This window comes from Mesorhizobium caraganae (genome assembly GCF_016836705.1).
GTDB lineage: Bacteria > Pseudomonadota > Alphaproteobacteria > Rhizobiales > Rhizobiaceae > Mesorhizobium > Mesorhizobium caraganae.
On sequence record NZ_JAFCGY010000012.1, the window covers coordinates 84,414 to 105,868 of the forward strand.

At 60.8% G+C, this 21,455-nt stretch carries 20 protein-coding genes and 5 pseudogenes; 10 read left to right on the top strand and 15 right to left on the bottom strand.

Going from position 1 to position 21,455, the window contains the following annotated elements; translation table 11 throughout:
- The first annotated feature begins 52 nt into the window (after nt 1-52).
- On the top strand, nt 53-952 hold the full coding sequence (locus JQK88_RS20355) for a LysR substrate-binding domain-containing protein (protein ID WP_203279248.1): 900 nt from the start codon (nt 53-55) through the stop codon (nt 950-952).
- 97 nt (nt 953-1,049) lie between these two features.
- On the opposite strand, the gene JQK88_RS37490 is transcribed toward JQK88_RS20355, so the two are convergent.
- Together JQK88_RS37490 and JQK88_RS37495 are read right to left on the bottom strand one after the other, a co-directional pair.
- Nucleotides 1,050-1,151: a hypothetical protein gene (locus tag JQK88_RS37490; RefSeq protein ID WP_376740436.1), complete on the bottom strand. Its 102-nt coding sequence runs from the start codon at nt 1,149-1,151 to the stop codon at nt 1,050-1,052.
- Nucleotides 1,152-1,541: 390 nt separating this feature from the next.
- Entirely contained in the window at nt 1,542-1,928 is a 387-nt protein-coding gene (locus JQK88_RS37495; RefSeq protein WP_376740437.1) for a hypothetical protein, read from the bottom strand.
- A 749-nt stretch (nt 1,929-2,677) separates the two neighbouring features.
- Here JQK88_RS37495 and JQK88_RS20365 point away from each other — a divergent pair.
- The 4 genes from JQK88_RS20365 to JQK88_RS20380 are packed head-to-tail and all read left to right on the top strand — an operon-like array spanning nt 2,678 to nt 6,752.
- Nucleotides 2,678-3,730: an ABC transporter substrate-binding protein gene (locus JQK88_RS20365; RefSeq protein WP_203279309.1), complete on the top strand. Its 1,053-nt coding sequence runs from the start codon at nt 2,678-2,680 to the stop codon at nt 3,728-3,730.
- Between the two features lie 30 nt (nt 3,731-3,760).
- Nucleotides 3,761-4,639 (top strand): ABC transporter permease, encoded by an 879-nt coding sequence (locus tag JQK88_RS20370; RefSeq protein ID WP_203279250.1) that lies wholly within the window; start codon nt 3,761-3,763, stop codon nt 4,637-4,639.
- The gene (locus JQK88_RS20375; RefSeq protein WP_203279251.1) at nt 4,615-5,361 is read left to right on the top strand and encodes an ABC transporter ATP-binding protein; all 747 of its coding nucleotides are present in this window, start codon (nt 4,615-4,617) and stop codon (nt 5,359-5,361) included. The genes JQK88_RS20370 and JQK88_RS20375 overlap by 25 nt, the downstream gene beginning before the upstream one ends.
- A gap of 44 nt (nt 5,362-5,405) precedes the next feature.
- On the top strand, nt 5,406-6,752 hold the full coding sequence (locus JQK88_RS20380; RefSeq protein ID WP_203279252.1) for an LLM class flavin-dependent oxidoreductase: 1,347 nt from the start codon (nt 5,406-5,408) through the stop codon (nt 6,750-6,752).
- A 224-nt stretch (nt 6,753-6,976) separates the two neighbouring features.
- Here JQK88_RS20380 and JQK88_RS20385 read toward each other — a convergent pair.
- From JQK88_RS20385 to JQK88_RS36335, 9 genes and pseudogenes are all read right to left on the bottom strand, one after another.
- Nucleotides 6,977-7,902: pseudogene (locus JQK88_RS20385) on the bottom strand (LysR family transcriptional regulator).
- Nucleotides 7,903-8,928: 1,026 nt separating this feature from the next.
- Nucleotides 8,929-10,011, bottom strand: coding sequence for an HPP family protein (locus tag JQK88_RS20390; RefSeq protein WP_203279253.1), 1,083 nt, complete (start codon nt 10,009-10,011; stop codon nt 8,929-8,931).
- A gap of 314 nt (nt 10,012-10,325) precedes the next feature.
- Nucleotides 10,326-11,441 (bottom strand): alkene reductase, encoded by a 1,116-nt coding sequence (locus tag JQK88_RS20395; RefSeq protein WP_203279254.1) that lies wholly within the window; start codon nt 11,439-11,441, stop codon nt 10,326-10,328.
- Nucleotides 11,442-11,491: 50 nt separating this feature from the next.
- Entirely contained in the window at nt 11,492-11,674 is a 183-nt protein-coding gene (locus JQK88_RS20400) for a hypothetical protein (RefSeq protein WP_203279255.1), read from the bottom strand.
- A gap of 31 nt (nt 11,675-11,705) precedes the next feature.
- On the bottom strand, nt 11,706-12,857 hold the full coding sequence (ssuD, locus tag JQK88_RS20405) for an FMNH2-dependent alkanesulfonate monooxygenase (protein WP_203279256.1): 1,152 nt from the start codon (nt 12,855-12,857) through the stop codon (nt 11,706-11,708).
- 44 nt (nt 12,858-12,901) lie between these two features.
- A complete protein-coding gene (locus tag JQK88_RS20410; RefSeq protein WP_203279257.1) occupies nt 12,902-13,750 on the bottom strand; it encodes an ABC transporter permease subunit in 849 nt (282 codons plus the stop codon).
- Nucleotides 13,747-14,541: a taurine ABC transporter ATP-binding protein gene (locus JQK88_RS20415; RefSeq protein WP_203279258.1), complete on the bottom strand. Its 795-nt coding sequence runs from the start codon at nt 14,539-14,541 to the stop codon at nt 13,747-13,749. The genes JQK88_RS20410 and JQK88_RS20415 overlap by 4 nt, the downstream gene beginning before the upstream one ends.
- 68 nt (nt 14,542-14,609) lie before the next feature.
- The gene (gene tauA / locus JQK88_RS20420; protein WP_203279259.1) at nt 14,610-15,617 is read right to left on the bottom strand and encodes a taurine ABC transporter substrate-binding protein; all 1,008 of its coding nucleotides are present in this window, start codon (nt 15,615-15,617) and stop codon (nt 14,610-14,612) included.
- A 783-nt stretch (nt 15,618-16,400) separates the two neighbouring features.
- Nucleotides 16,401-16,683: pseudogene (locus tag JQK88_RS36335) on the bottom strand (isopenicillin N synthase family oxygenase); the annotation flags it as partial.
- Nucleotides 16,684-16,806: 123 nt separating this feature from the next.
- Here JQK88_RS36335 and JQK88_RS20430 point away from each other — a divergent pair.
- Nucleotides 16,807-17,034 (top strand): urease accessory protein UreH domain-containing protein, encoded by a 228-nt coding sequence (locus JQK88_RS20430; protein WP_246749940.1) that lies wholly within the window; start codon nt 16,807-16,809, stop codon nt 17,032-17,034.
- 323 nt (nt 17,035-17,357) lie between these two features.
- Here JQK88_RS20430 and JQK88_RS20435 read toward each other — a convergent pair whose 3' ends face one another.
- From JQK88_RS20435 to JQK88_RS20445, 3 genes are all read right to left on the bottom strand, one after another.
- Entirely contained in the window at nt 17,358-17,504 is a 147-nt protein-coding gene (locus tag JQK88_RS20435) for a hypothetical protein (RefSeq protein ID WP_203279261.1), read from the bottom strand.
- A 116-nt stretch (nt 17,505-17,620) separates the two neighbouring features.
- Nucleotides 17,621-17,965 carry a type II toxin-antitoxin system RelE/ParE family toxin gene (locus JQK88_RS20440; protein ID WP_203279262.1) on the bottom strand — a complete coding sequence of 115 codons (345 nt, stop codon included), beginning with the start codon at nt 17,963-17,965 and terminating at the stop codon, nt 17,621-17,623.
- Complete coding sequence (locus JQK88_RS20445; protein WP_376740435.1) at nt 17,965-18,321, bottom strand: CopG family ribbon-helix-helix protein; 357 nt, start codon at nt 18,319-18,321, stop codon at nt 17,965-17,967. The genes JQK88_RS20440 and JQK88_RS20445 overlap by 1 nt, the downstream gene beginning before the upstream one ends.
- 162 nt (nt 18,322-18,483) lie before the next feature.
- Between JQK88_RS20445 and JQK88_RS20450 the strand changes: the two are divergent.
- Nucleotides 18,484-18,669 (top strand): annotated as a pseudogene (locus tag JQK88_RS20450) (transposase); the annotation flags it as partial.
- A gap of 926 nt (nt 18,670-19,595) precedes the next feature.
- Here the strand turns inward: JQK88_RS20450 and JQK88_RS20455 are convergent.
- Complete coding sequence (locus tag JQK88_RS20455; RefSeq protein WP_203279263.1) at nt 19,596-19,847, bottom strand: hypothetical protein; 252 nt, start codon at nt 19,845-19,847, stop codon at nt 19,596-19,598.
- A 581-nt stretch (nt 19,848-20,428) separates the two neighbouring features.
- On the opposite strand from JQK88_RS20455, the gene JQK88_RS20460 reads away from it, so the two are divergent.
- The 3 genes and pseudogenes from JQK88_RS20460 to JQK88_RS37500 all read left to right on the top strand — a co-directional run.
- Entirely contained in the window at nt 20,429-20,860 is a 432-nt protein-coding gene (locus JQK88_RS20460; protein ID WP_203279264.1) for a hypothetical protein, read from the top strand.
- Between the two features lie 119 nt (nt 20,861-20,979).
- A pseudogene (locus JQK88_RS35825) lies at nt 20,980-21,317 on the top strand (helix-turn-helix domain-containing protein); the annotation flags it as partial.
- A pseudogene (locus JQK88_RS37500) lies at nt 21,318-21,449 on the top strand (ATP-binding cassette domain-containing protein); the annotation flags it as partial.
- Nucleotides 21,450-21,455 lie beyond the last annotated feature (6 nt).

Here is a 21,455-nt window from a genome sequence, read left to right on the forward strand (position 1 = left end):
AACTGATTTCTGTTGCGTGTCGATTTAGACTGGCTAAATTGAACTTATGCCGATGCCAGTTTCTCTCCCTGCTCTGCGCGCCTTTGTCGAGGTCGGGCGAAACGGCAGCGTAAAAGGCGCTGCAAAAGACCTGGGCGTGACGCCAGGAGCGGTAAGCCAGCAGATAAAGCTATTGGAACTTCAACTCGGCGTTCGCCTGTTTGACCGCGGGAACCGCGAGATCAAGCTGACACGAGAGGGGCTGCTTCTGTATGGCAACCTCGCTCCCGGCTTCCAGCAAATTGACGATGCGATTTCGTTGTTTGCCGACAGGCGACCGGGACCGGAAACGTTGATCGTGACGACTACCCCCACCTTCGCTGCCTGCTGGCTTACGTCAAGGATCGGGCGTTTCTCAAAACTGCATCCGACAATAGAGGTTCGTATTGAGATCACCGAACAGCCCGTCGACCTCAAGGCCGAAGCGATCGACGTAGGCGTTCGCTATGGCGCCGGGAAGTGGTCGGGACTGGATGCGGTTCGCCTTTTCTCACCACGGCTCATTGTCGTCGCAAGCCCCGATCTTTTGATGCATGGCCCTCTGACGACACCGGCGGATTGCCTTCGCTATCCACTCCTGCATGACCGGATACGGACAGACTGGTCAACCTGGTTCGCCGCCTTAGGTGTGAGGCTGCCCAAAGGCACCATGAAAGGACCAAGTTATCCCGACGACACATTGCTGATTCAGGCTGCCGGCACGGGTCAAGGTCTCGCAGTAGTACGCGACGTTTCCGCAAACGACGCCCTGGCGTCAGGAAAAATAGTCGTCGCGATCGACAATTCCGTGCCTACCAAAGATGGGTATTATGCCATCGCCCCCACCGAAAAAGCGCGTATTGCGAAGGTTAAGAGGTTTCGCGACTGGATTTTGAGTGAGGCGAGCGAGACGCAGAGACGTTTGAGTGTTTGAACAGCGCCGATCCGCGATGCGGCGTGCCAGCCTCGATCCGTTCACCAACATTAATCGCCGCCCCATTATTTCCCGGACTAGGTTCCAGCGGTCTACACTACCCCGCCGGCGCTTTTACGGTGATCGTGCAGCTCTGATCTTTCTTCGCCTTGACGGCGGCCTCGGCGTACCCGCTAAGCACCGCCTGGTTGGTACGCACCAAAGCGCTGGCATAGACAATGCTCCCCCAGCCTCCGGGTTCCCGACTGCATAAATGCGATTCCAGCCTGCCAGCGCTCGGCGTTCATGGCGGTCGAGGCAACAGCCTTATCGACCGATCCGGGCAGCACGCGCGGCATTTGGCGAGTAAGCCTCTCGATAGCGAGATCGAGGAGACGATCCTCACGCGGATACGAAGCTATGCGACCTAACCCATTTTTGACGCTAGAATCATGGTTTGATTGCAACCTTCCAAGTAGAGAGCGGAGGGTACCCGGCACCGGATCAGCAGTGATGTGCTCGCCATAGGCTGGGTTTCACCGTGGTTTATACGCGTCCTATTTGAGCCGAGGAGGAATTTGGCCGCCGGGTCCGAGCAGCGATGAGCCGGCTAGAGACGGCCGAAGTGACCTGAGCCACGAAGCTTCGCTAGCAGGATGCTGGCCGTTGCGCGGGGGTCAAGCCTCGCTTGCACACGCAGCGGAGACGCAGTCCAGGCAGCCAATTCTGCCACCAAGAGGGCGGTATCTCCGTTTATCGAAGCGCATCTAAGTTGTCCGTTCTTCTCCGCCACGATTATCGCTGTGCCGGTTACGCCATATCCAATCGCGGCCATCCGCTGAACGCAGCTATCGCCGTCGACGCGAACATCGAACAGAACCGACCCTGCGGTTTTTTCCGCAGCGTCAGCCACACGATCACCAAACGGTCGATTGAGGCCCTCGATATTGGCGAGCGACTGCTCAAACAAGGCCAATTCAACATGCTCCGCCACCATGGCGGCGAGAGTGCGCGCCGGTTGGCGCAATCGGCAAGACGCCAGCGCTGATTATCCACGCACCAGCCCATCCTCTCCGGCCTTTTTCATAGGAAACGAAATGACCATCAACAGGCGCGCCTCCGCGCGAAAGCACCGTCTTGCCGGCGACTGAGAGCAAGAACTGCTCGACGCGCTCAAAATGGCCTCGGATCAGGGCCCACGATAATCCCCTCGAGACCCTGCGTACAATCGGATGGATTCGGACGCCGCTGTCGGGAAAGTGACCCGCTGGTGGGTCACCTGGCCTTCCTCGCCCGGATGAGATGCTCAACAAGACGGCGCCCATCATACGGAAAGCTTCCAGTGCGTTGGGTGAGATCGGGGGATGGGGACTCTCGGATCGCTATCCCCCAAGGAACGGGCGGACGAGCAGGGCGCTCCGATCGCTCGGATACGATGTCGCGGTTCACGTCGGCCGGCTCCTGTATTGCAAACGGACGGCTCGTAGGTCGCTTCTGCCGCCGTGCTGCGTGCCAGCCCGAGCCGGCTTCGAACGCGATTGTTGGCATCGGCCAGGAACGCCGCCTGCGCTGCGGTGACCCAACCCGCCTCATTTGAGGGACACTTGCCCCAAATGAGCATTGGAGGCGAACAGCGTTTCCCTTGGGTGGCAAAGAACAGCATCCGATACTTTATCGTCTACATAATTGATAGACATACTGAACAGCGAAAGTAGGAGCCATTTCCAAAATTGGAGCAAGACGATGATGTTGGCTGTGGAGAGATTTTCGAGAAGGAGGTTTGGCGCCTTCGTGACCGCTTTGGCGGCAACCTTGGTCGTTTTTTCCTCCGCTTTCAGTGCCCAGGCGGGCAGTCCGGACGCGGGTAAACTGCCGGCCAAGATCCCGGAGGGCACTGTGCTTCGTATCGGCGATCCCGAGACGCAAAGGGCAATGGAACTCTCGGGTCTGATCGATCAACTACCCTTCAAGGTCGAATGGGCCAATATCAGCGGCGGTCCACAAACAATCGAAGCTTTTCGCGCCAATGCATTGGACGTCGGATCCGTCGCCGACATTCCGCCTATCCACGCGACCTGGACGGGGCTCAAGGTCAAGATCATTGCCGCGAAGTTCCGCAAGGAACCGGTTGCGCACCCGATTTATCAACTCGGCATTGCGCCGGGCGTCGAGGTCAAGACGCTCGCGGATTTGCGCGGCAAACGGATCGCTTTCAGCCCCGGTCAGGCGCAAGGCGCGCTGGTGCTGCGGGTCCTGCAGGCCGCTGGCCTGAAAAAGGAGGACGTCAATCTCATCGAACTGCCCAGCAAAGGCGACGCCTATCCGGTGGCGCTCGCCAGCAAGCAAGTCGACGTCGCGCCGATCTGGGGCGTCCTCGTCAAGCACTATCTGCACCAGTATGGTGCCGACGGCGCTACCACTATCCCGCACGGCTTGCGCGATGATCCAGCCCATCTCTATGCCCCACAGGCCGTGCTTGACGACCCGGCCAAAGCTGCCGCGCTCGGCGAATATGTTCGCTACTGGGCACTTGCGGCCCGCTGGGTGGAGGAGCATCCGAAAGAGTGGATCGAGGGCTACTACGTCGCCACCCAGGGCCTAAACACCGAAGATGGCCAGTATCTCGTCGACGCCGACGGCCAGTTCGACATCCCGTCCGACTGGAACGATGTGATCGCGCGCCAGCAAGCAACGATCGATCTCCTGGCTAGCGAACTGAACAAGCCCCCGATCAAGGCCGAGGATCTTTTCGACAGGCGCTTCGAGACGATCGCCTCAAATGCGCTGAACGCGTCCTGACGCCTGCTTGCCAGACTGGAGACGACGCAGATGAACGCAATCTCACATACCGCCGCAGTTGCACTCCCTATTCCCTACGCATCGGATGAAAGGGGGTTGGTTCCGCCTGCTGCTAAGCCCCGCAAGACCGGGAGGCGTCGCCTGGCGCTTGGGCGAGCGATCCCGCTTGGCGCGCTGATCGGGCCCGCACTTCTTCTCGTGATCTGGTCCCTCGGCAGTGTCGCCGGCCTGATCGATCCAAGAACGCTGCCGGCGCCTTGGTCGGTTGTCGGCACTGCCATCGATCTCATCGCCGAAGGCAAGCTTCAGGATCACTTGATGACGTCTGCCTGGCGGGCAGCACAGGGTCTGGTGTTCGGCATCCTGATCGGAACCGTGCTTGCTCTCATTTCAGGGTTGTCGCGGGTTGGGGAAGCCATCATCGACGGCCCTGTTCAGATCAAGCGGGCGATACCAACGCTCGCTCTGATCCCGCTGCTGATGCTGTGGTTCGGCATCGGCGAGGGCATGAAGGTGACGGCCATCGCGCTGGCCGTCCTGATCCCGATCTATATCCAGACCCACAGCAGCTTGCGCAGCATAGACAGCCGTTATGTCGAACTGGCCCAGACCTTGCGAATGGGCTACGGCGAATTCATCCGCGAGGTCATCCTGCCGGGCGCCCTTCCCGGCTTCTTCCTTGGTCTGCGTTTGGCGGTGACCTATGCCTGGCTGTCTCTGGTGGTGGTCGAGCAGGTCAACGCCACCAGCGGCATCGGCTACATGATCGATCTCGCGCGCAACTACGGCCAGACTGACATCGTCATCGTCGGTCTTGTCGTCTACGCGTTGCTCGGTCTCGGCTGCGACGGCATCGTCCGCTTCTTCCAGGAAAGGTCGCTGTCATGGCGTCGCACCTTGGCGGATTGAGCGGCGCGCCCGTGGTGCGGGTCGAGAGCCTCGTAAGGAGTTTCGGGCCGCGAACCATCCTCGACGGCCTCAGTCTCGACATCGAGAAGGGCGAGTTCGTTGCCCTTCTCGGCCGTAGCGGGTCGGGCAAGAGTACATTGTTGCGCGCTCTCGCCGATCTCGATGACAAGGTCTCCGGCTCCGGCCGGATCGAAACACCCGATAAGAAATCGGTGGTATTCCAGGATGCCCGACTGTTGCCGTGGAAACGCGTGCTGGAGAATGTGGTTCTTGGTCTCGACCTACCGGACGCCGCCGAACGCGGCCAGGTAGCTCTCGAAGAGGTTGGCTTGAGCGGCCGCGAGACCGCATGGCCGGTCGAACTCTCTGGTGGCGAGCAGCAGCGCGTGGCCTTGGCGCGGTCGCTAGTTCGTGATCCTGACCTGCTGCTGGCGGACGAGCCGTTCGGCGCGCTCGACGCGCTGACCCGCCTGCGCATGCACGATCTGCTGCGCCAGCTTTGCGCCCGGCACCAGCCGGCCGTCCTGCTGGTCACCCATGACGTGGACGAAGCCGTGACGCTGGCGGACCGGGTTTTGGTGCTCGACAATGGCGCGATCGCCGCCGACATCGTCATTGATGTCCCCAGGCCACGCGATCATGGCCATCGCCGGTTCGGCGAGATCCGCTCCGAACTTCTGCGTCATCTCGGCGTCGAGACAAAGCCTGTGCTGCCGGTCTGAGCGGCCGAAGACTTGTCGCTCAGAGTCACCCCCAGGAGGACCATATGCCAATCAAATCACGACAGTTGAACCTCAACCTTTTCATCTATCCTGGCGGCCATCATGAAGCCGGCTGGCGCTACAAGGATTCCGCGCCTGAGAGAGTGCTGGACATCGCCTATTATCAGGAACTGGCGAAAAAGGCCGAGGCGAGCAAATTCGACGCGCTGTTCTTTGCCGATGGGCCCGCGCTCGCCGACAACATCCGCTATGCAAGCCGCTTCCGGCTGGAGCCGCTGACATGGATTTCGGCACTCGCGGCCGTGACGGAGAGCATCGGCTTCATCGCGACCGCCTCGACCACCTACAACGAACCCTACAACCTGGCCCGGCTGTTTGCTTCTGTCGATCATCTGAGCGGCGGGCGCGCCGGTTGGAACATCGTCACCACGGGCGATGCGTCCGCGGCGTTGAATTTCGGCTTTGACCGACATCCAACCCACGCCGACCGTTACGAGCGCGCCGGCGAGTTCGTTGATGTGGTGACGAAGCTCTGGGACAGCTGGGAGGATGACGCGCTCGTCTCCGACCGGGAGTCTGGAATCTTCGCCGACACCGACAAAATCCACCCAATCAACCACATCGGCAAATATCATCGGGTGAAGGGCCCGCTCACGCTTCCACGATCGCCGCAGGGGCGTCCAGTCTACGTCCAGGCGGGTTCGTCGGAAGACGGACGGTCATTCGCAAGCCGCTATGCCGAGGCGATATTCACAGCCCATCAGACACTCGGCAACGCGCAGGAATTTTATGCTGACATCAAAGCGCGCGTGAAGTCGGTTGGCCGCAACCCTGACCACGTCAAGGTCTTGCCCGGCATCAGCCCGTTTATCGGTTCAACCGAGGCTGAAGCCCGCGCGCTGCATGACGAGTTCAACGAACTGACGCAGCCGGAATATTCTCTTGACCAGCTGCGCCGCATCGTCGACGCCGACCTTTCCGGCTACGATCTGGACGGACCATTTCCGCGCGAGCTCATCAGTGTCGAGGGCGAGCGGGGTGCGAGCAGCCGCTTCCACGTCGTACTCGACATCATTGAGCGCGAGAATCCAACCATCCGGCAGTTGCTCCACCGTCTCGCCGGCGCGCGTGGGCATTGGGTCCAGGCCGGGACGCCGGAACAGATCGCCGACAACATCCAGGAATGGTTCGACAACGGCGCCGCGGACGGTTTCAATGTCATGCCACCCTATCTACAGGGCGGGTTCGACGTATTCGCCGACGAGGTGGTGCCGATCTTGCGCAGGCGCGGACTTTTCCGGCGCGACTATGAGGGGGCAACGCTGAGGGACCATTTTGGTCTGCCGCGCCCGGAAAATACGTTCAGCCAGCCGCAAAAGGCGACCGCCTGAGCTACTATCGCAGGCATTCAATCTAGAAGCGATGCGCCAACAGCTTGGGGTCGAGATTTGAAAAGCCATGGTAGCCGTCGACGATCTGGCCACGATCGACGCCACGCTGCCTTCATCGGCGAATTCGCACCTGTGGTCATCGCACCTTCTCACGTCGCCAAGGCCGCCCAGGCGGCGCGCCGTTAGTCGAATTGACGGTAGCCCTTGGAAGTTGAAGGATGTGCCTAAGCCCGGTCCGGAGCCGTGGCTGACCATCGCCGGCTCTCAATCAATGTCCTTGCGACCTTAGGGATGAGCTTGCGGATCGCGGAGACGGCCGGAGAACGCTCATCTTTCGGATTTACGGCAAGCACGACTGAACGGGTAATCACCGGATCGACGATCTTAACCATTCGGACCAGCCCCTGAGAGGCTTCTTTCTGAATGGCCGACGGCGTAAGAATAGAGTACGCCTTTCCCTCCATGACCAAATTGATGATCGTCGAGAGGGAATCCACTTCAAACCTGACGTCCAGCATGCAACCGTGCTGTGCAATGACATCAGCCACTGAACGCCTGACATTATTATTCCGCATGGGAACCGCCAGGGGAAATGCATACAGTTCCGCAAGAGATATCGAGTCCTCAAACGGCGGTTCACCCGGCGGCACCACCAGACAAAACTCTTCGCGTGCCAGGACCGTCATCTCCCCCACACTGTCCGCGGTGCGGTAGAGAACCGCAGATTGAAGCGTCCGGCAGCCATCCACTCCTCCAGCGGTCCCGTCATACCCTCGATCATCTTGAGGGAGACCCTCGGCAGTTCGTTTCTTACCGATTCAAGCAGCGGACCGCTGAGGACGCGAGCGGCCCCGGACGGAATGCCAAGGGTCACCTCTCCGGAAGGAGCTGCCGCCGTGTTGGTCAGCTCCGCCTCGGTGAGTTGAATTTCCTTGAGAATCCCCCGCGCCCGCTCGAGCAGTTTGGCTCCGGACGCGGTTGCGCTAACGCCGGTTCTGTCGCGTATCAGTAGCTGAGTGCCGAAACTCTCCTCCAGTTGACGCACATGCAGGCTAAGGGCGCTTTGAGCGATGTGGAGGAGCGCAGCTGCCTTCGTGAAACTGCCTGCTTCCACTACACCGACAAAGTATTTTAACTGCCTTATTTCCACGGTTTAGGAACCAAACTGGGGCACTGTCTTCCAGCCTCTTCCTATCTATCTCGCAACGAAATGGCGAACAAGCTGCAATATCGCCGAGTTCGCCGGGAATAGGCTCCCGTCTAGTCCTTCACCAGAGATATAAGTCGGTCACTGCCAGCGAGAGCCAGGATTTTGTGGACACGCCGCAGCACCGGGGGCAACCATCTTGCCATCCATTGCGAAGGCGTAGGTCCCGCCCTGCGACATCCTTTTCCGCCGCGATGACACGGCGCGAGGCCCACTGGGCCCGCCAGGAGAGCCTCGATCAAAGATGGCTAGCTGTGCCGGATCGATCGCCAGGGGCGCCGGCAAAGCATATTGACCTCGGCTTTAGGTCGATCGGAATGCTGAAAGTTTGGGCGTGCTAAGCGTGGCAGGGATGATGAGCAAAGACGACTGGACCGACCATCGGTTGTGATCACACCAAGCATGTTAAGTCGCCCTCACCACCCTCGACGGATTGGGATTCTGTTGTCGGTGCCGACTTTGCGGTGCGTCGGACTTTTCAACAATATCCACCCTCAGCGGACACGCTGCGTCCTTGGCTTGGCATATCAGTAGCGAGTGCCGCTATCGCCTGGTTACGTCACCAAGGTGCGACAACAAAGGCACTCATTGTGGATCAAACCAGCGGCCTTGGTATAGTAGACGCCCGAGGCGTCGTAGGCTACGCCGATTTCGACAATTGGCGACAATAGATGTCGGACGCCCCTGAAGACGCAAGCGGTTTTTGCGGTCGGCACGTTGTCGGATGCTGCCATCTGTCCGGCCTCTTGGTGCAGCGCGAAGGCCGCGGGCCGGTATGGGAGTTCGCGGACCGGAACTATATCACCCTGAGTAATCGCGGTAGCGGTTGAGAGCGCGGTCGCGTTTCAGAAGTTCGATCTACTCGTAAAAAGGGATCGTCTTAGGCGGAAGGCCGGACTTGCTGCCGCTATCGCTATATTCATAGGCGCCCCATCGGGTTCCCGGATTGAGCAAATCCGGATCACTATTTTATGCCGCTGCCAGCGTTGTGTCTGCCATGTGCACGCGCGCTGCCGCCGTCAGCAGGTCGGTCTGAGTGATCAGCCCAAGAATGCGTCGCTCGGCATCGCCGATGACCACGGCATGGCTGCGGCCGTCGGTGAGCACGGGAAGCAGGCGCATCGCCGGCGTGTCGGGAGAGGCGGTGCAAGCCTTCGACATCACGGCCCTCACCGTGTCGGTCGCCTTCGTCAGCTCGCGCAGGCCAACTACACCGAGCAGCCCGCCCTCGGCGTCGGTCACCGGCAGCGTCCGGATGTTGTGATCGAGCAGCAAATGACGCGCCTGGTCGGCAGGCGCATGTTCATCGACCGAAATCACATCGCGCGACATGATGTCCTCGCACAGCAAGGTTCGGTGCGAACGCACCATCGCCTGCAACTCGACCTGTCGCAGCAGCCGCTCGAGATCGTTGCGGTCGATGTCGAAGGTTTCCTCCAGCGCGCCGAGCGCGGCATCGATATCCTCGGGCCGGAAGCCGACCCGCTCCCGCGCCGGCGGATCGATGGTTCCATGCGTGCTTTTAAGGGCAGGGGCCGCCACATGCGGATAGTTGCGCCGCGAAAGTTTGTGGATGCCGTAGCCGAGTGCGACCAGCACGATCGAGTTCAGCGCCACCGGAACGAAGGGAAACAGCAAGCCGGAGTTGAAGACGGCCGGTCCGCCGAACACCGCGGTCAAGGCGGCGGCGCCGCCCGGCGGATGCAGGCAGCGCGTGAATGACATAGCGGCGATGGCCAGCGCCACCGCAATGCCGGTGGCAAGGACGGGTTCATGCACGAAATGCGCCACGATCACGCCGACCAGTGCCGAAATCGTATTGCCACCGATAATCGACCAAGGCTGCGCCAGCGGGCTTGAAGGCACGGCAAAGAGCAGCACGGCCGATGCTCCCATTGGAGCAACCAGCAGTGCGACATGGGGGCCAGACCCGTTCGCCAGCGCACTGATCACGCCGGTGAATGCGATCCCGATCATGGCCCCGATGCAGGCGAGCAGCCGCTCGCGCAGCGTTGCACCGGCAAGGATTGGAACAAAGAGTCGAAACGCCATGACATGCCCTTGGGCGAGTGGTCGGACTTCCGCAGTCCGGAATGCAGGCAAAGCCACAGATTTGGAAGTTAAGCCAATTCGGAAAGTCGGCGCACGGGAGAATACTTTTGCGCGAAGCGGCCGTTCCCAGCTTTCGGACCCTTTGCGGCCGTTGCCAACCGGCGACGGACGACGCGATCGAGCCTATTGCGGACATCAGCGGATTTGATGCTTCTGCCATTCCGGCTCGGCCGGACGGAGTAGCGACAGGCGCTCAAGATTCCGCTTTGACAGCAGGCGCAGGCACCCTGCCCTCGGCGCCGGTGCGATCGCATTCACGCCAATGCCGGATAGTCGATATAGCCCTTGGCACCTCCGCCATAGAAGGTGGATTTATCCGGTGTGTTCAGATCGGCTCCTTCGCGGAGCCTGCGGACGAGATCCGGATTGGCAAGGAAGAGTTTGCCGAAGGCCACCAGGTCAGCCCGCCCCTGTGCGATTGCTGCCTCGGCAAGCTTCGCGTCATAACCATTGTTGACCAGCCAGGCGCCTTTGCCGCCAGCGTCGCGATAGGCGGCCTTGAACGATGCATAGTCGAACGGCCTGTCGCCTTGCTGAAAATCCCGCGCTCCGCCTGTCGCGCCTTCTATGACGTGGACATAGGCTAGCCCATAGGCGGCAAGCCGCCTCACGACATGATCGAACAGTGGCTGCGGATCAGGATCGAATGCATCGTTGCCGGGCGTGACCGGTGAAAGACGGATGCCGGTTCTGCTCGCGCCGACTTGCGCGACGACGGCGTCGATCACCTCGAACGGGAAGCGCGCGCGGTTCTCGATCGATCCGCCATAGTCGTCAGTGCGGTGATTGCTTCCGGAGCGCAAAAACTGGTCGAGCAGATAACCGTTGGCGCCGTGAATCTCGACACCGTCGAAGCCGGCATCTTCTACCGCCGATTTCGCGGCGTGCCGAAAGTCCTCGACGATGCCAGGCAGTTCGCTCCTTTCGAGCGCGCGCGGCTCAGACGTTTCAGCAAAAAAGCCGCTGCCTTCCGGATCGATCAGGTAGGTCTTGGATTTGGCGCGAATCGCCGACGGCGCGACCGGTTTGCCGCCGCCGGGCTGCAGCGAATTGTGGGAGATGCGGCCGACATGCCAGAGCTGCACCACGATCTTTCCGCCTGCCGTATGGACGGCGTCCGTCACTTTGCGCCAGCCCGCAAGCTGCTCAGGCGCGTAGAGGCCGGGCACATCGGCATAGCCCTGCCCCTGATGCGTGATCGCCGTCGCTTCCGTGATCAGCAGCCCTGCCGTGGCGCGCTGTGCGTAATAGGTGACGGCCAGGTCTCGCGGCACGGCATTCGGCGAACGGTTGCGCGTCAGCGGCGCCAGGACGACGCGATTGGCAAGGCTGAGGTCACCGACGTTGATAGGATCGAACAGCGTAGTCATCGAAATACCTTTCATGAAGATGGTGGGTACGGATCTGGTCCAAACCCGCCTTATGGAGTGTTGGAAGCGCTACGCGATCTTCCGGATTGCAGGATCTTGTCGGCTCCGCCGACAATGCCGGCGAAATCCGTCCAGACACCACGCGCGCCCTCTTCCCATTTCGCCCGTTCCTCAGGCTGGACGACATGGCCGCCATGTTCGGCCAGCGGTATGGAGCTCGCCTCATCGGGCAACGATCAGCCCATTGAATTGCTTCCCCTTCCGTCACGAAGCGGACGCGGCGACCTTGGGGCGTGCGCCGCGTCCGAACTCGACGTCCCAGCTGCGCTCCTGGGGTGCGGCTTCGCCACTCAGGCCGAGTTTGGGGAAAAGCAGTTCGGCGACGTTGAACGCCTCTTCCAGATGCGGGTAGCCGGACGCGATGATCGTTTCGATGCCGATCTCCTGATACTCGCGTATGCGCGCGGCCACATTGTCGGGATTGCCAACCAGCGCCGTTCCCGCGCCGCCACGCACCAGCCCAGGTCCCGCCCACAGATTTGGACCGACAACCAGTTTGTCGCGCCGGCCCTGATGCAGCGCCGACATGCGCTTTTGCCCGACGGATTCCGAGATGTGGACAAATCCATTCTGGGCTTCGGCGATCAGGTCGTCGGTGACGTGGCTGATCAGCCGGTCTGCGGCCGCCCAGGCCTCATCCTCCGTTTCGCGTACGATCAGATGAATGCGAAGGCCAAAGCGGATCGTGCGGCCTTGCGCAGCCGCTGCTTGCCTGACGCGGTCGATCTTCTCGGCAAGCTGGTCCACCGGTTCGCCCCAGCTCAGATAGGCGTCCACATGCTTGGCGGCGATCGCGATGCCGGCGTCGGATGAGCCGCCGAACCAGAGTGGCGGATGGGGCTGCTGGACCGGCGGGAAGGAAATGTCGGTGCCGTGGGCGGAAAGGTACTTGCCCTCGAAATCCGCCGGCTCGCCCGAAAGGATGCGACGCCAGATGGTCAGGAATTCGTCGGTCTGCGCATAGCGCTCGTCATGACTGAGCTTGTTGCCGTCGCCGGCGAGGTCGGCCGGATCCGCACCGGTGACGACATTGAGCAGGACACGGCCGCCGGAGATGCGGTCCAGAGTGGCTGCATGACGCGCAAACAGCGCCGGTGTTCCGCTGCCCGGCCGAAGGGCCACGAGGAACTTCAGCCGTTCGGTGAGCGGGATCAGCCCGGCCGCCACGATCCAGGCGTCTTCGCACTGCGTGCCGGTGGGCAGGAGCACGCCCTTGAAGCCAAGCCGGTCGGCGACCTGGGCGATCTCCTTGAGGTATCCGAAGGTTGCCGGGCGGTGCCGTTCGTTGGTGCCGAGATACGGTCCATCGCCATGGGTCGGCAGGTACCAGTAGAGATCGAGCGGGTTGCTGGACATCGGATTGTTCCTTCAACGATGCGAATGTGTGGAACAGGCAAGCGTCAGAGCTTGCCTTTCCAGGGGATGAGACGGTGCTCGAGCCAGCGCATGCCGCTGGTAAAGGCGAAGGCGAGGACAGCGATGACGATGAGGCCGACGAAGACGACGTCGGTGGCGAGGAAATTGGCTGCCGACATGATCATGTAGCCGAGGCCCGACTGGGCGGCGATCAGCTCGGCGGCGACCAGCGTCGACAACCCGGCGCCAATGGCAATCTTCAGGCCGGTCATGATTTCCGGCAATGCGGACGGCAGGATGATGCTGGTGAACAATTGCAGGCGGCTGGCGCCAAGCGACAGTGCGGCATTGATCCGTTCAATCGGCACGGAGCGGACACCGGCCTGTGCGGCAAAGCAGATCGGGGCAAAGGTGGACAGCGACAGGAGCACGATCTTGGAGGTCTCGCCGATGCCCAGCCAGATGATCAGCAGCGGCAGGTAGGCCAGCGGCGGCAGCCCCCAGTAGAGATCGATCGGCACGCTGAAGATACCCTTGACCCAGCGGTTGAGCCCCATAAGCAGGCCGAGCGGAATGCCCAGGAAAATGCCGACGCCGAGAGCCGCGGCGATGCGGCCAAGACTTGCCAGCGTGTGGTCGAGCAGCGTGCCGTTGGCATAGCCGTCGGCCGCGACGGCGCTGAACTGGGTCAGCACTTCGGCCGGCGACGGCAGGAACAGCGGTGACGCCCAGCCGAAGCGCGTGGCCAAGAACCACAAGGCAATCAGCGACGCCAGCGTGACCAGGCTGATGCCGAGCGTGCTTGTCGACGCGGACCGGCGCGGCTGAGCGGACGGCCTGCGCTGGGTCGTTGAAGGCTGGAATGAGGTCGGGGAATTGGCGGCAAGCGTCATTGCAAGGTTCCTGTGCGGGCGGCTTCCGGCTGGTGGATGAGCGAGCGAATTTCCTGCCGCAGTTCGATGAAACGCGGGTGGGACTGGATCGGCCCGATGTCGCCGCTCTCAGCGAAATCGCGAACGAAGTCGGCGTCGAACCGGGCAACGATGCGGCCTGGCCTGGGCGACATCACAACGATGGTGGTGCCGAGCGTGAGGGCTTCCTCGATGGAATGGGTAATGAACAGGATCTGCTTGCCGGTCATGGCCAAGACCGAGGCCAGAAGCTGCTGCATCGTCTCGCGCGTCAGGCTGTCGAGGGCGCCGAACGGCTCGTCCATCAGCAGGATTTTTGGATCGGTGGCCAGCGCCCGCGCGATACCGACGCGCTGGCGCATGCCGCCGGACAGTTCGTAGGGCGGCTTTTCGGCGAAATCGGCGAGGCCGACCAGTTCCAGCAGACGCCTTGAGCGCTCGCGGCGTTCGCTGCGCCGCACGCCCCGGTATTTCAGGCCGAGAGCGACATTGTCCAGCACGTTGGCCCAGGGCAGCAAGGTATCCTTCTGGAAGACGACGCCACGGTCGCCGCCGGGCGCGACAATCTCTTTTCCGTCCAGTGTGATCGTGCCTTCGGTGAGCGGCAGGAAGCCGGCGATCGCGTTGAGCAATGTCGACTTGCCGCATCCGGAGGCACCAACCGCGACAACGATGGAATCGGGTGCGATGTCGAGCGAGACGTGATCAAGCGCGTGCACGTCCTGGCCGTCCGAGGCTGGAAAGGTGACGCTGGCATCGCGGATTCGAAGCATGATGGGCCTCCAGGCGGTCTGGCTGGCGAGAATTCCGCCAGCCAGAACCGAATGTCGTCAGGTGATTTTTAGTTCGAAGCCTTGGCAGCGTCGGCGTATTCCGGATCGGCGAACGCGGCGTAGCTGTCCTTGATGGCGGTGATCTTGTGCTGGTCTTTCAGGAATCCCGCAGTGTCCTTGAGGATTTTCGCAACGGCGCTCTTCTCACCGCCGCCCAGCCATTTGTCGGACACCTGTTCGTCGAGCGGCGGAACGACCGTCGTCTTCAGCTGCTCCGAATTCTCGGCAGCCGTGCCGCCCTGCAATTTGGCGATCAGCTTGGCGCTCTCCGACTCCGGCCCCCATGCCGCCGGGTTGGTCAGGTAGGCCGTGTTGTAGCCGTCGATCAGCCGGACATACTGGCCGAGGAAGTCGGGATTGGCCTTGGCGAAGTCGCCGGTCACGACCAGCGCGCCGAAAGTCGGCGCGCCACGATCGGCGACCTGACCGGCTGTGAGCAGGATCTTGCCGTCCTTCTTGAGTTCGGAGAGTGCTGGATCCCAGACGAAGGCCCCGTCAATGTCGCCGCGCTTCCAGGCGGCGACGATCTCGGGCTGCGGAATGGCGATGACCTGGGTTTCCTTCTCCGAAATGCCTTCCTGTTTGAGGACGGCGAGAAGCTGATAATGGTCGGTCGATACGGGTGCTGCGGCAAGCTTCTTGCCGCGCAGGTCGGCCGGTGACTTGATATCGGGCCGCACCACGAGAGCTTCGCCGTCACGGGAGACCGAGGAGATGTAGAACGCCTTCACGTCGATGCCCCTGCTGACGGCAGCGGCGAACGGGCTCGATCCGACATCGCCGATCTGGACGTCGCCGGATGCGATGGCGGCGAAAATGTCGGCGCCGGAATTGAAGCGGCGGAATTCGATTTTCCAGCCCGTCTTCTTGGCAAGATCGCCATTGGCGATGCCAAGATTATAGGGATTGGCGCCGGTCTGGTAGGCGATGACGACTTTCTTGTCGTCGGCATGCGCTGCGGCGGACGTGGCCGCTATGGCAAGCCCGACAAGGGCGGCGGAAATCAGTTTTCGCATGGGACCTTAATCCTTTTGAACAGAGGGCACAGCCTCGATTGCTGACCGAGGGGCCTTGGATTAAAGTCCACTGATATTATAGACTTAGATAGAAATGAAATTCCGAAAACCGCTCCGCGATTGAAAAAGAAATCGCGCTGGGGCTGTCGTCCTACGACATTCACACGCAAAATCCGTAGTGCCTACCGTCTCATGGATTGCCTGGAAGAAGCGTCTTTGAATGCTCGAGGTAGGCGGAGGGGCATTTCATGATGCCTTGTCCGCCGTTCCACAGCTTCCATACGGACGTCTGCGGCGTAGGTTGCGGTCGAGAACAGTCCTGCCGCTACCACCAGCGTCGTCGCCAGTGCCGTCCTCCAACCGGCCCAGGCCGCATTGCAATCGTCATGTCAGTCAACTCCTGATGTTTATCCTTATCAGCCGGTGGCGGACGTCCCCCGCCCTGTTCGACTCTCCGGCGATCCAATTGTCAGGAAAGCAGTTTTGCTTCGAAATGCCCATCGGCGGCGAATGCGAACGGTCTTGTTTCCGAACGATTGACCCTAGGAAAACGCGTTCCAGCCGCGCTGAACAGGGAGCCCCGCAACAAAAAATGGCCGGGCTCGAATGCGGCCCGGCCAAAAGAAGGGTCAAAACCTTCAGAGGGGAACACCGTCCGGCGGAATGGGAGGAAACCGCCGGACGATTTTGCCTGTTTGATCTTATTTCAAAGCCTTGGCGACGAATGACATTCCAAAGAAAGCGTGAAACGGCAAAAATTCGTGCTCCGTATTGCCGCAAGCCTCACGAGCGCGCTGCTCCGGACTCGAGAAGATCGGCATAGTGGCGGCGTGCCACGTCGGGGTGTGAACGCAGGCGGCTCTTGAGCACGTTTGGTGTCGACATCGCGGAACAACGGGTTGTCCGGATCGCTCGCCGGTCCGCGCGCCTCGGCCGTCAGCTCTTCCGGCAGGCTCAGAAGCGGTATGGTCGCATCGAGCCGCGCGCTGAAGAAGAAGGGAACCGAAATCCGTTCGACGCCGGCGGGCGGCGTCACCACACGATGAACGGTGGCGCGCAGATAGCCCTCTAAGCGGAACTACCCTCCTCCGGCCAACTCATATTTCGTCACCGCATCGATCCAGAATGTCACCGGATCGTGTCGCCGGAAGCAACTGAACCGCTTGCGCAAGCCGGGGCCTGCCTCCGGATGCTCTGGCAGGCCTTTCGCGGGGAGCACCATCGCCGCGGCAGCCGTGTAGGCTCGATGGTCGGCTTCATGGCGGGCCTGATCCCCTGCCCAATGACACTGTTCGCAATGACGTTCGCTATCACGCGCGGCGTCCCGCAGGCAGGTGTCGCCTTCGCGGTGACGATGATGCTGGGGGTGGCCTGTACGCTCTCCGTCGGCCATGTTCTTCCGCCAGCAGCTTGTTAGACTCCTGGAAACGCGGCCAGGCGTAGTGGATGCGATCACAGGGCTATTCAACTTCTGGCGAGACTTGTCCTGATCATCGTCGCGTGGAATGCGATTGTTTCCGGATGAACGCGAGTGCGGCTTATCGGCGTAGGAGAAGCCCTCCACGGCGGCGTGCTCGATTCAGACGGGATGGGTGGGGACTTCTCCCCACCCTGTCGCCTGAGACGCGCACTCAGTACAAAGCGCACGGTGAAGATGCGGGCTGGTGGTAAAGAAATGGTTAGCCTCATCGCACCTTGTAGCGCGCTCCGTCTCGAAGGCAGCTTTCTGCCTCTCGAACGCTACGATCTAACTCTTAGCTCCTGCACTTTTGCGGTGATGTCGGCCAGCCGCGCCTTCAAGTCCGCGACGATCGACAGCAGCACCATTACCTCGTCGGGAATGGCCGTTGCAGTCGCTTGGCACCTTCCACTCGGCAGGTTTGTCACAGGTGCCGCCCGCGTGGCTTCTCTATCCCTAGAATTTCCGCGCTATTCGGTAGCAACACCATGAAGCTGCGCTGCTTCATGGGCCTTGGGTGGTTGGTCCCCAGGGTCAAACCTATTCACGGCTTGGGGTCGGATGGCTTCGCGGCATCCTCTTCGTAATCGAAATCGTCATCGATTTCTGGAGTCAACGGTTGCTGTTGACCGTGACGTATTGAAAGGATCACTACTTCTTCATCGGCTAGATCATAATCGAGAAGATAGTCTCCAACCACCAATCGATGGGAACCCGGGATCGGCAGGCGATCAAACGTTTTACCCATCTCTGGAAACCGAGCCAGATTCTTACGGGCCTCAGTCATTCTGTCGACGAATGCCTTGGCTGCTTTCTGGCTGTGCTTCTGAAGATAGGCGGCTTCCCGTCGAAGATAGGCGCGGGCGTCTCCCGACAAGCGCACCTTCATCAGGCGACCTTGCGACTGACGATTTCGTGAATCTCTTGCAGAACGTCATCCATGTCATGGGAATCACCATTGGCCACTTGCTCCCGCCCCTTTCTGACAGCGAGAATGTCGGCTCCTTCGCCTGCAAGGTATAATTTCAGCGCCCTGACCATCACCCAGCTGCGAGATCTGTCACAGGTTACAGCAATCTGCTCAATTGCAGCCAGGATTTCCTCCGGCAAGCGGATGGTGATTGGATCGGAAAGATTTGGCTTAGGCATTGTTGACCTCCATTTGTAATACACAGTATTACAAATGCGCTTCGTTTGGTCAATCAAGTTTCGAGAATGGCCCGGCTTAACCGTGTTGTCGCTCACGCGTCTACGTCTCGTTAAACCCCAGGTTAAAGAACCACCGCGACGGCATCCACAGCCGCGCAGGCTGGAGCGGTTCTAACCGGACCGGCATATGCGATTTTCGCTTGAGAATTTTGGCGATTGCCGTCTCGCGGATAGATCTCGCCCGACGGCTGAGCGTGCGTGCTCCACACATGGGGATCAGCGATGACCCACCATCCCCATGTCCACATGATCGTGCCAGGCGGCGGCATCGCGCCGGACGGGAGCCGCTGGATATCGTCGCGCCCGGCCTACCTGCTCCCGGTCAGGGTACTCGGCAAGTTGTTCCGCCGCCTGTTCCTCACCCGGCTGGTCGCCCTCCACGACGTCGCGCCATCCCCGACACCAGCCGAAAATCGAAATCCCCATAGCCATCGCCCGTGGCCCGTGGCTTCCTTCCTTGGGGACTTTCGTACGCCTGCCGGCGCCCGAAACTCTTATATGGGGATGGTCAACTATGGAGCAGCCAACGTCTCGGCGCAGGCGCTTCCGCGCGTGCCGGCGGTTAGGAATTCTTATTGCCGTTCGGATTTGGTGCCGGTGCCTCTCGCACGTCTCGCGGTGGCGGATCGACATGTTCAAGCTCTGGTGCTTCCTTGTCGCGTCGACGGACAGGTGTCTTCTTCGGGTCGGGCTTCGGTGGTGGATCTATGATTTTGTTTGCCATATCGAGTTTCTCCACCCCTGCCGGTCGCGGGGGTAGGCGCCGCTGGATCAGATGGACTGATTTCGCAGCAGAGGGGACAACCGCTGCAACAGAAAAACCGGATCGCCGGTCTCTTGTTCCCGTGTGCCCGCGGACTTTTCAATTCGCCGCTTGTCCGGCGTCACTGCATGGTTGGTGAAATGAGGTTCCGATCCCCTCGCCCAGCCGCGCGGCATGTCTGGCCGTACTGGCAAGCTCGCCGGGCGGTACCCAACCGCCTCTAGTTCCGGCGATCAAGCCCGAGGTTAGCCGGCAAGCTGGCGCAGCAAGACTAATGCCAGCGATTATTTCCACAAATGGGAAACCACGCAAGCCGTGACGCCCGCAAGGACTCGGCTAGGTTGCCCGTGCGGCGGACCTGAGTTCCGCCCGGCCGGCGTCATTAGGCAACCTCCCTCGGAGCGACGCCGCCATTCCTCCTTCACAGGTTGGTGCATTGACTCGCGTGGGGCGCGAGACCTGTTTGCGTTCCGGCATTGCAGGTGTTCACGACGGAGTGCGCCTGATGATTATTGGATTTGGTCAGGGCTGCTTCTACCCCTCTGAACTACAACGGTGCCAACGTGTCTTCGACCAGCTTTGTTTGGAAAGACACCTCGAACGCGCGTCCAACGAGGCGGCGGGTCTCGCTTTTCGCGTCCTGTTGCTTTTCCAACATGGGCACTTCGAAGAAGCCACCTTTTTGCAGCCGCCGACGGCGAGACGGCCGGAAGGGCCTCATTGTCTTTGCGCCGAACGCCCAGTGGGTGAGTTGCCGGCGACACCGTTTCAACTTCGGGGTGGACTGAAGTTCCTTCATTCGATCGTCGACCGCAGGGCCAAGACGGGAACATTGAATCGATCGGCGAGGTCACACGTAGGATGCGTCGCCAGCCTGACCTGCTCCAAGGACTGTAACCTTTGCCAATTCGGCTTTGGTCGGCTTCGGGTTTTGTGACGAAGGCATGCTTCGGCGGGGCTTCGTTTTCATCAGGATTGGGGAGAGGGTTCTCGTCTGGAAGTCTGTCTGGGTCTGGCTCGCGCATGGGCTTTGGTTGGGGAATCGGCGGCATCGGTATCGGAGCGGGCGCTGGTTCGGGCGTAGGAACAGTGGGCATAAGATTGTCTCCTTCAGGAAAAAACCGCTGAACAGGCCGTCGGTTCCGCGTCACAGTTTTGCAGAAACGTTGGCGGTATTTTGAAGAAGCCCACAGCTTAACCATTCGGCCAACGATGGTCCCCGCGGGCGTTTCAAGTGCGCCTGAGCTCTCGTACAGGGCCGGGCAGCACGATCGGCGACGTCGTGCCCTTCATCTCGCCCATGCTGGCCTTGCCGGCACGTCACGGCGCGATAATTTCCGTTAGGGCGTGGGCGCTTCGACCTATCGACAGGAGCCGACCATGAAACACCAAACACTCGACCAACTGCATGCAATCGCAGAAGTTGAACCCTTGGCGCCATACTCAACAATGACCCGAAACCAACGGATCGAACGTTGGGCAGAGCTTCTCGAACAAGAGCCCGGGCGATGCCTTGGAGCGCTTACAGGCACCGAATATCTGAGTCCAGTGACACGTTATGAAACTCGTGGTGGGGGATCGCCAATCACGGTTGCTTTCGAGGATCCGGTATTGCGTGCGCTGGGTCTGAAAAATGACACATACGGTGAGGCGAAGCGCTTTTTCGAACTCACCGACTGGCAATTGCACGAAATCGTCTGCAGTTGCCATGTCGGTGCGACGATGCAAGCGGGATGGGCCGCCACTCGAGTCCGCGCGACAATTAGCAGGAACGGGTTTTTTGCTTGGCTGTGGGGGAGGATCGCGGGTTGATCTAGTCGATTGATTGAGACAAAGGAGTCCGGCCGAGATTCGATCCTCGATCGTGGCATGCGAGGCTGTCGGGATGCGCACAGGTATCGGCATCGACGTGACGGCATCGGCTTGCGGCGATCGTTTTGGCGCGAAGTTCGCCCCAGAAGCATGTTAGGCGCGCACGGATTATCCTGCTGACTGCCGATGGTCTAGCACCGTGGCGATCATGGCGGCGACGGCCAAATCCAAGACCTGTGTATAGCCTGGCAGGAGCGTTTCATGGCCGAAGGTGTCGATGGCCTAGTGCGCGACAAGACTCGGCCGCCTGGCATTGCACCTCTGAAGCCGGGGGTGGTCGACAAGATCGTGGCGCAGACGCTGGAGCCGCCCGATCACGAAGCGACGGTCCGTGCAATGGCGAAAGCGGTCGGCGTCTTCGGTTGTGAAGACCACACGCGACCACGGTCTTGCGCCTCGATCAATTTGCCAAAGCCTATCCGCCCAATTGTCGGGCGGCATGGCGCAGCGTGTGGCGATCGCCCGCGCGCTCGTGACGAAGCCATGCTTTCTGCTGCTCGACGAGCCGCTGGGGCCCTCGAGGCTCTGACCCGGC

Bases quoted from the DNA above. Each gene is read 5' to 3' on its own strand.
- JQK88_RS20355 (WP_203279248.1), top strand. From the start codon at position 53: ATGCCAGTTTCTCTCCCTGCTCTGCGCGCCTTTGTCGAGGTCGGGCGA.
- JQK88_RS37495 (WP_376740437.1), bottom strand. From the start codon at position 1,928: ATGGTGGCGGAGCATGTTGAATTGGCCTTGTTTGAGCAGTCGCTCGCC.
- JQK88_RS20365 (WP_203279309.1), top strand. From the start codon at position 2,678: ATGTTGGCTGTGGAGAGATTTTCGAGAAGGAGGTTTGGCGCCTTCGTG.
- JQK88_RS20370 (WP_203279250.1), top strand. From the start codon at position 3,761: ATGAACGCAATCTCACATACCGCCGCAGTTGCACTCCCTATTCCCTAC.
- JQK88_RS20375 (WP_203279251.1), top strand. From the start codon at position 4,615: ATGGCGTCGCACCTTGGCGGATTGAGCGGCGCGCCCGTGGTGCGGGTC.
- JQK88_RS20380 (WP_203279252.1), top strand. From the start codon at position 5,406: ATGCCAATCAAATCACGACAGTTGAACCTCAACCTTTTCATCTATCCT.
- JQK88_RS20390 (WP_203279253.1), bottom strand. From the start codon at position 10,011: ATGGCGTTTCGACTCTTTGTTCCAATCCTTGCCGGTGCAACGCTGCGC.
- JQK88_RS20395 (WP_203279254.1), bottom strand. From the start codon at position 11,441: ATGACTACGCTGTTCGATCCTATCAACGTCGGTGACCTCAGCCTTGCC.
- ssuD (WP_203279256.1), bottom strand. From the start codon at position 12,857: ATGTCCAGCAACCCGCTCGATCTCTACTGGTACCTGCCGACCCATGGC.
- JQK88_RS20410 (WP_203279257.1), bottom strand. From the start codon at position 13,750: ATGACGCTTGCCGCCAATTCCCCGACCTCATTCCAGCCTTCAACGACC.
- JQK88_RS20415 (WP_203279258.1), bottom strand. From the start codon at position 14,541: ATGCTTCGAATCCGCGATGCCAGCGTCACCTTTCCAGCCTCGGACGGC.
- tauA (WP_203279259.1), bottom strand. From the start codon at position 15,617: ATGCGAAAACTGATTTCCGCCGCCCTTGTCGGGCTTGCCATAGCGGCC.
- JQK88_RS20430 (WP_246749940.1), top strand. From the start codon at position 16,807: ATGCTCTGGCAGGCCTTTCGCGGGGAGCACCATCGCCGCGGCAGCCGT.
- JQK88_RS20440 (WP_203279262.1), bottom strand. From the start codon at position 17,965: ATGAAGGTGCGCTTGTCGGGAGACGCCCGCGCCTATCTTCGACGGGAA.
- JQK88_RS20455 (WP_203279263.1), bottom strand. From the start codon at position 19,847: ATGAAGGAACTTCAGTCCACCCCGAAGTTGAAACGGTGTCGCCGGCAA.
- JQK88_RS20460 (WP_203279264.1), top strand. From the start codon at position 20,429: ATGAAACACCAAACACTCGACCAACTGCATGCAATCGCAGAAGTTGAA.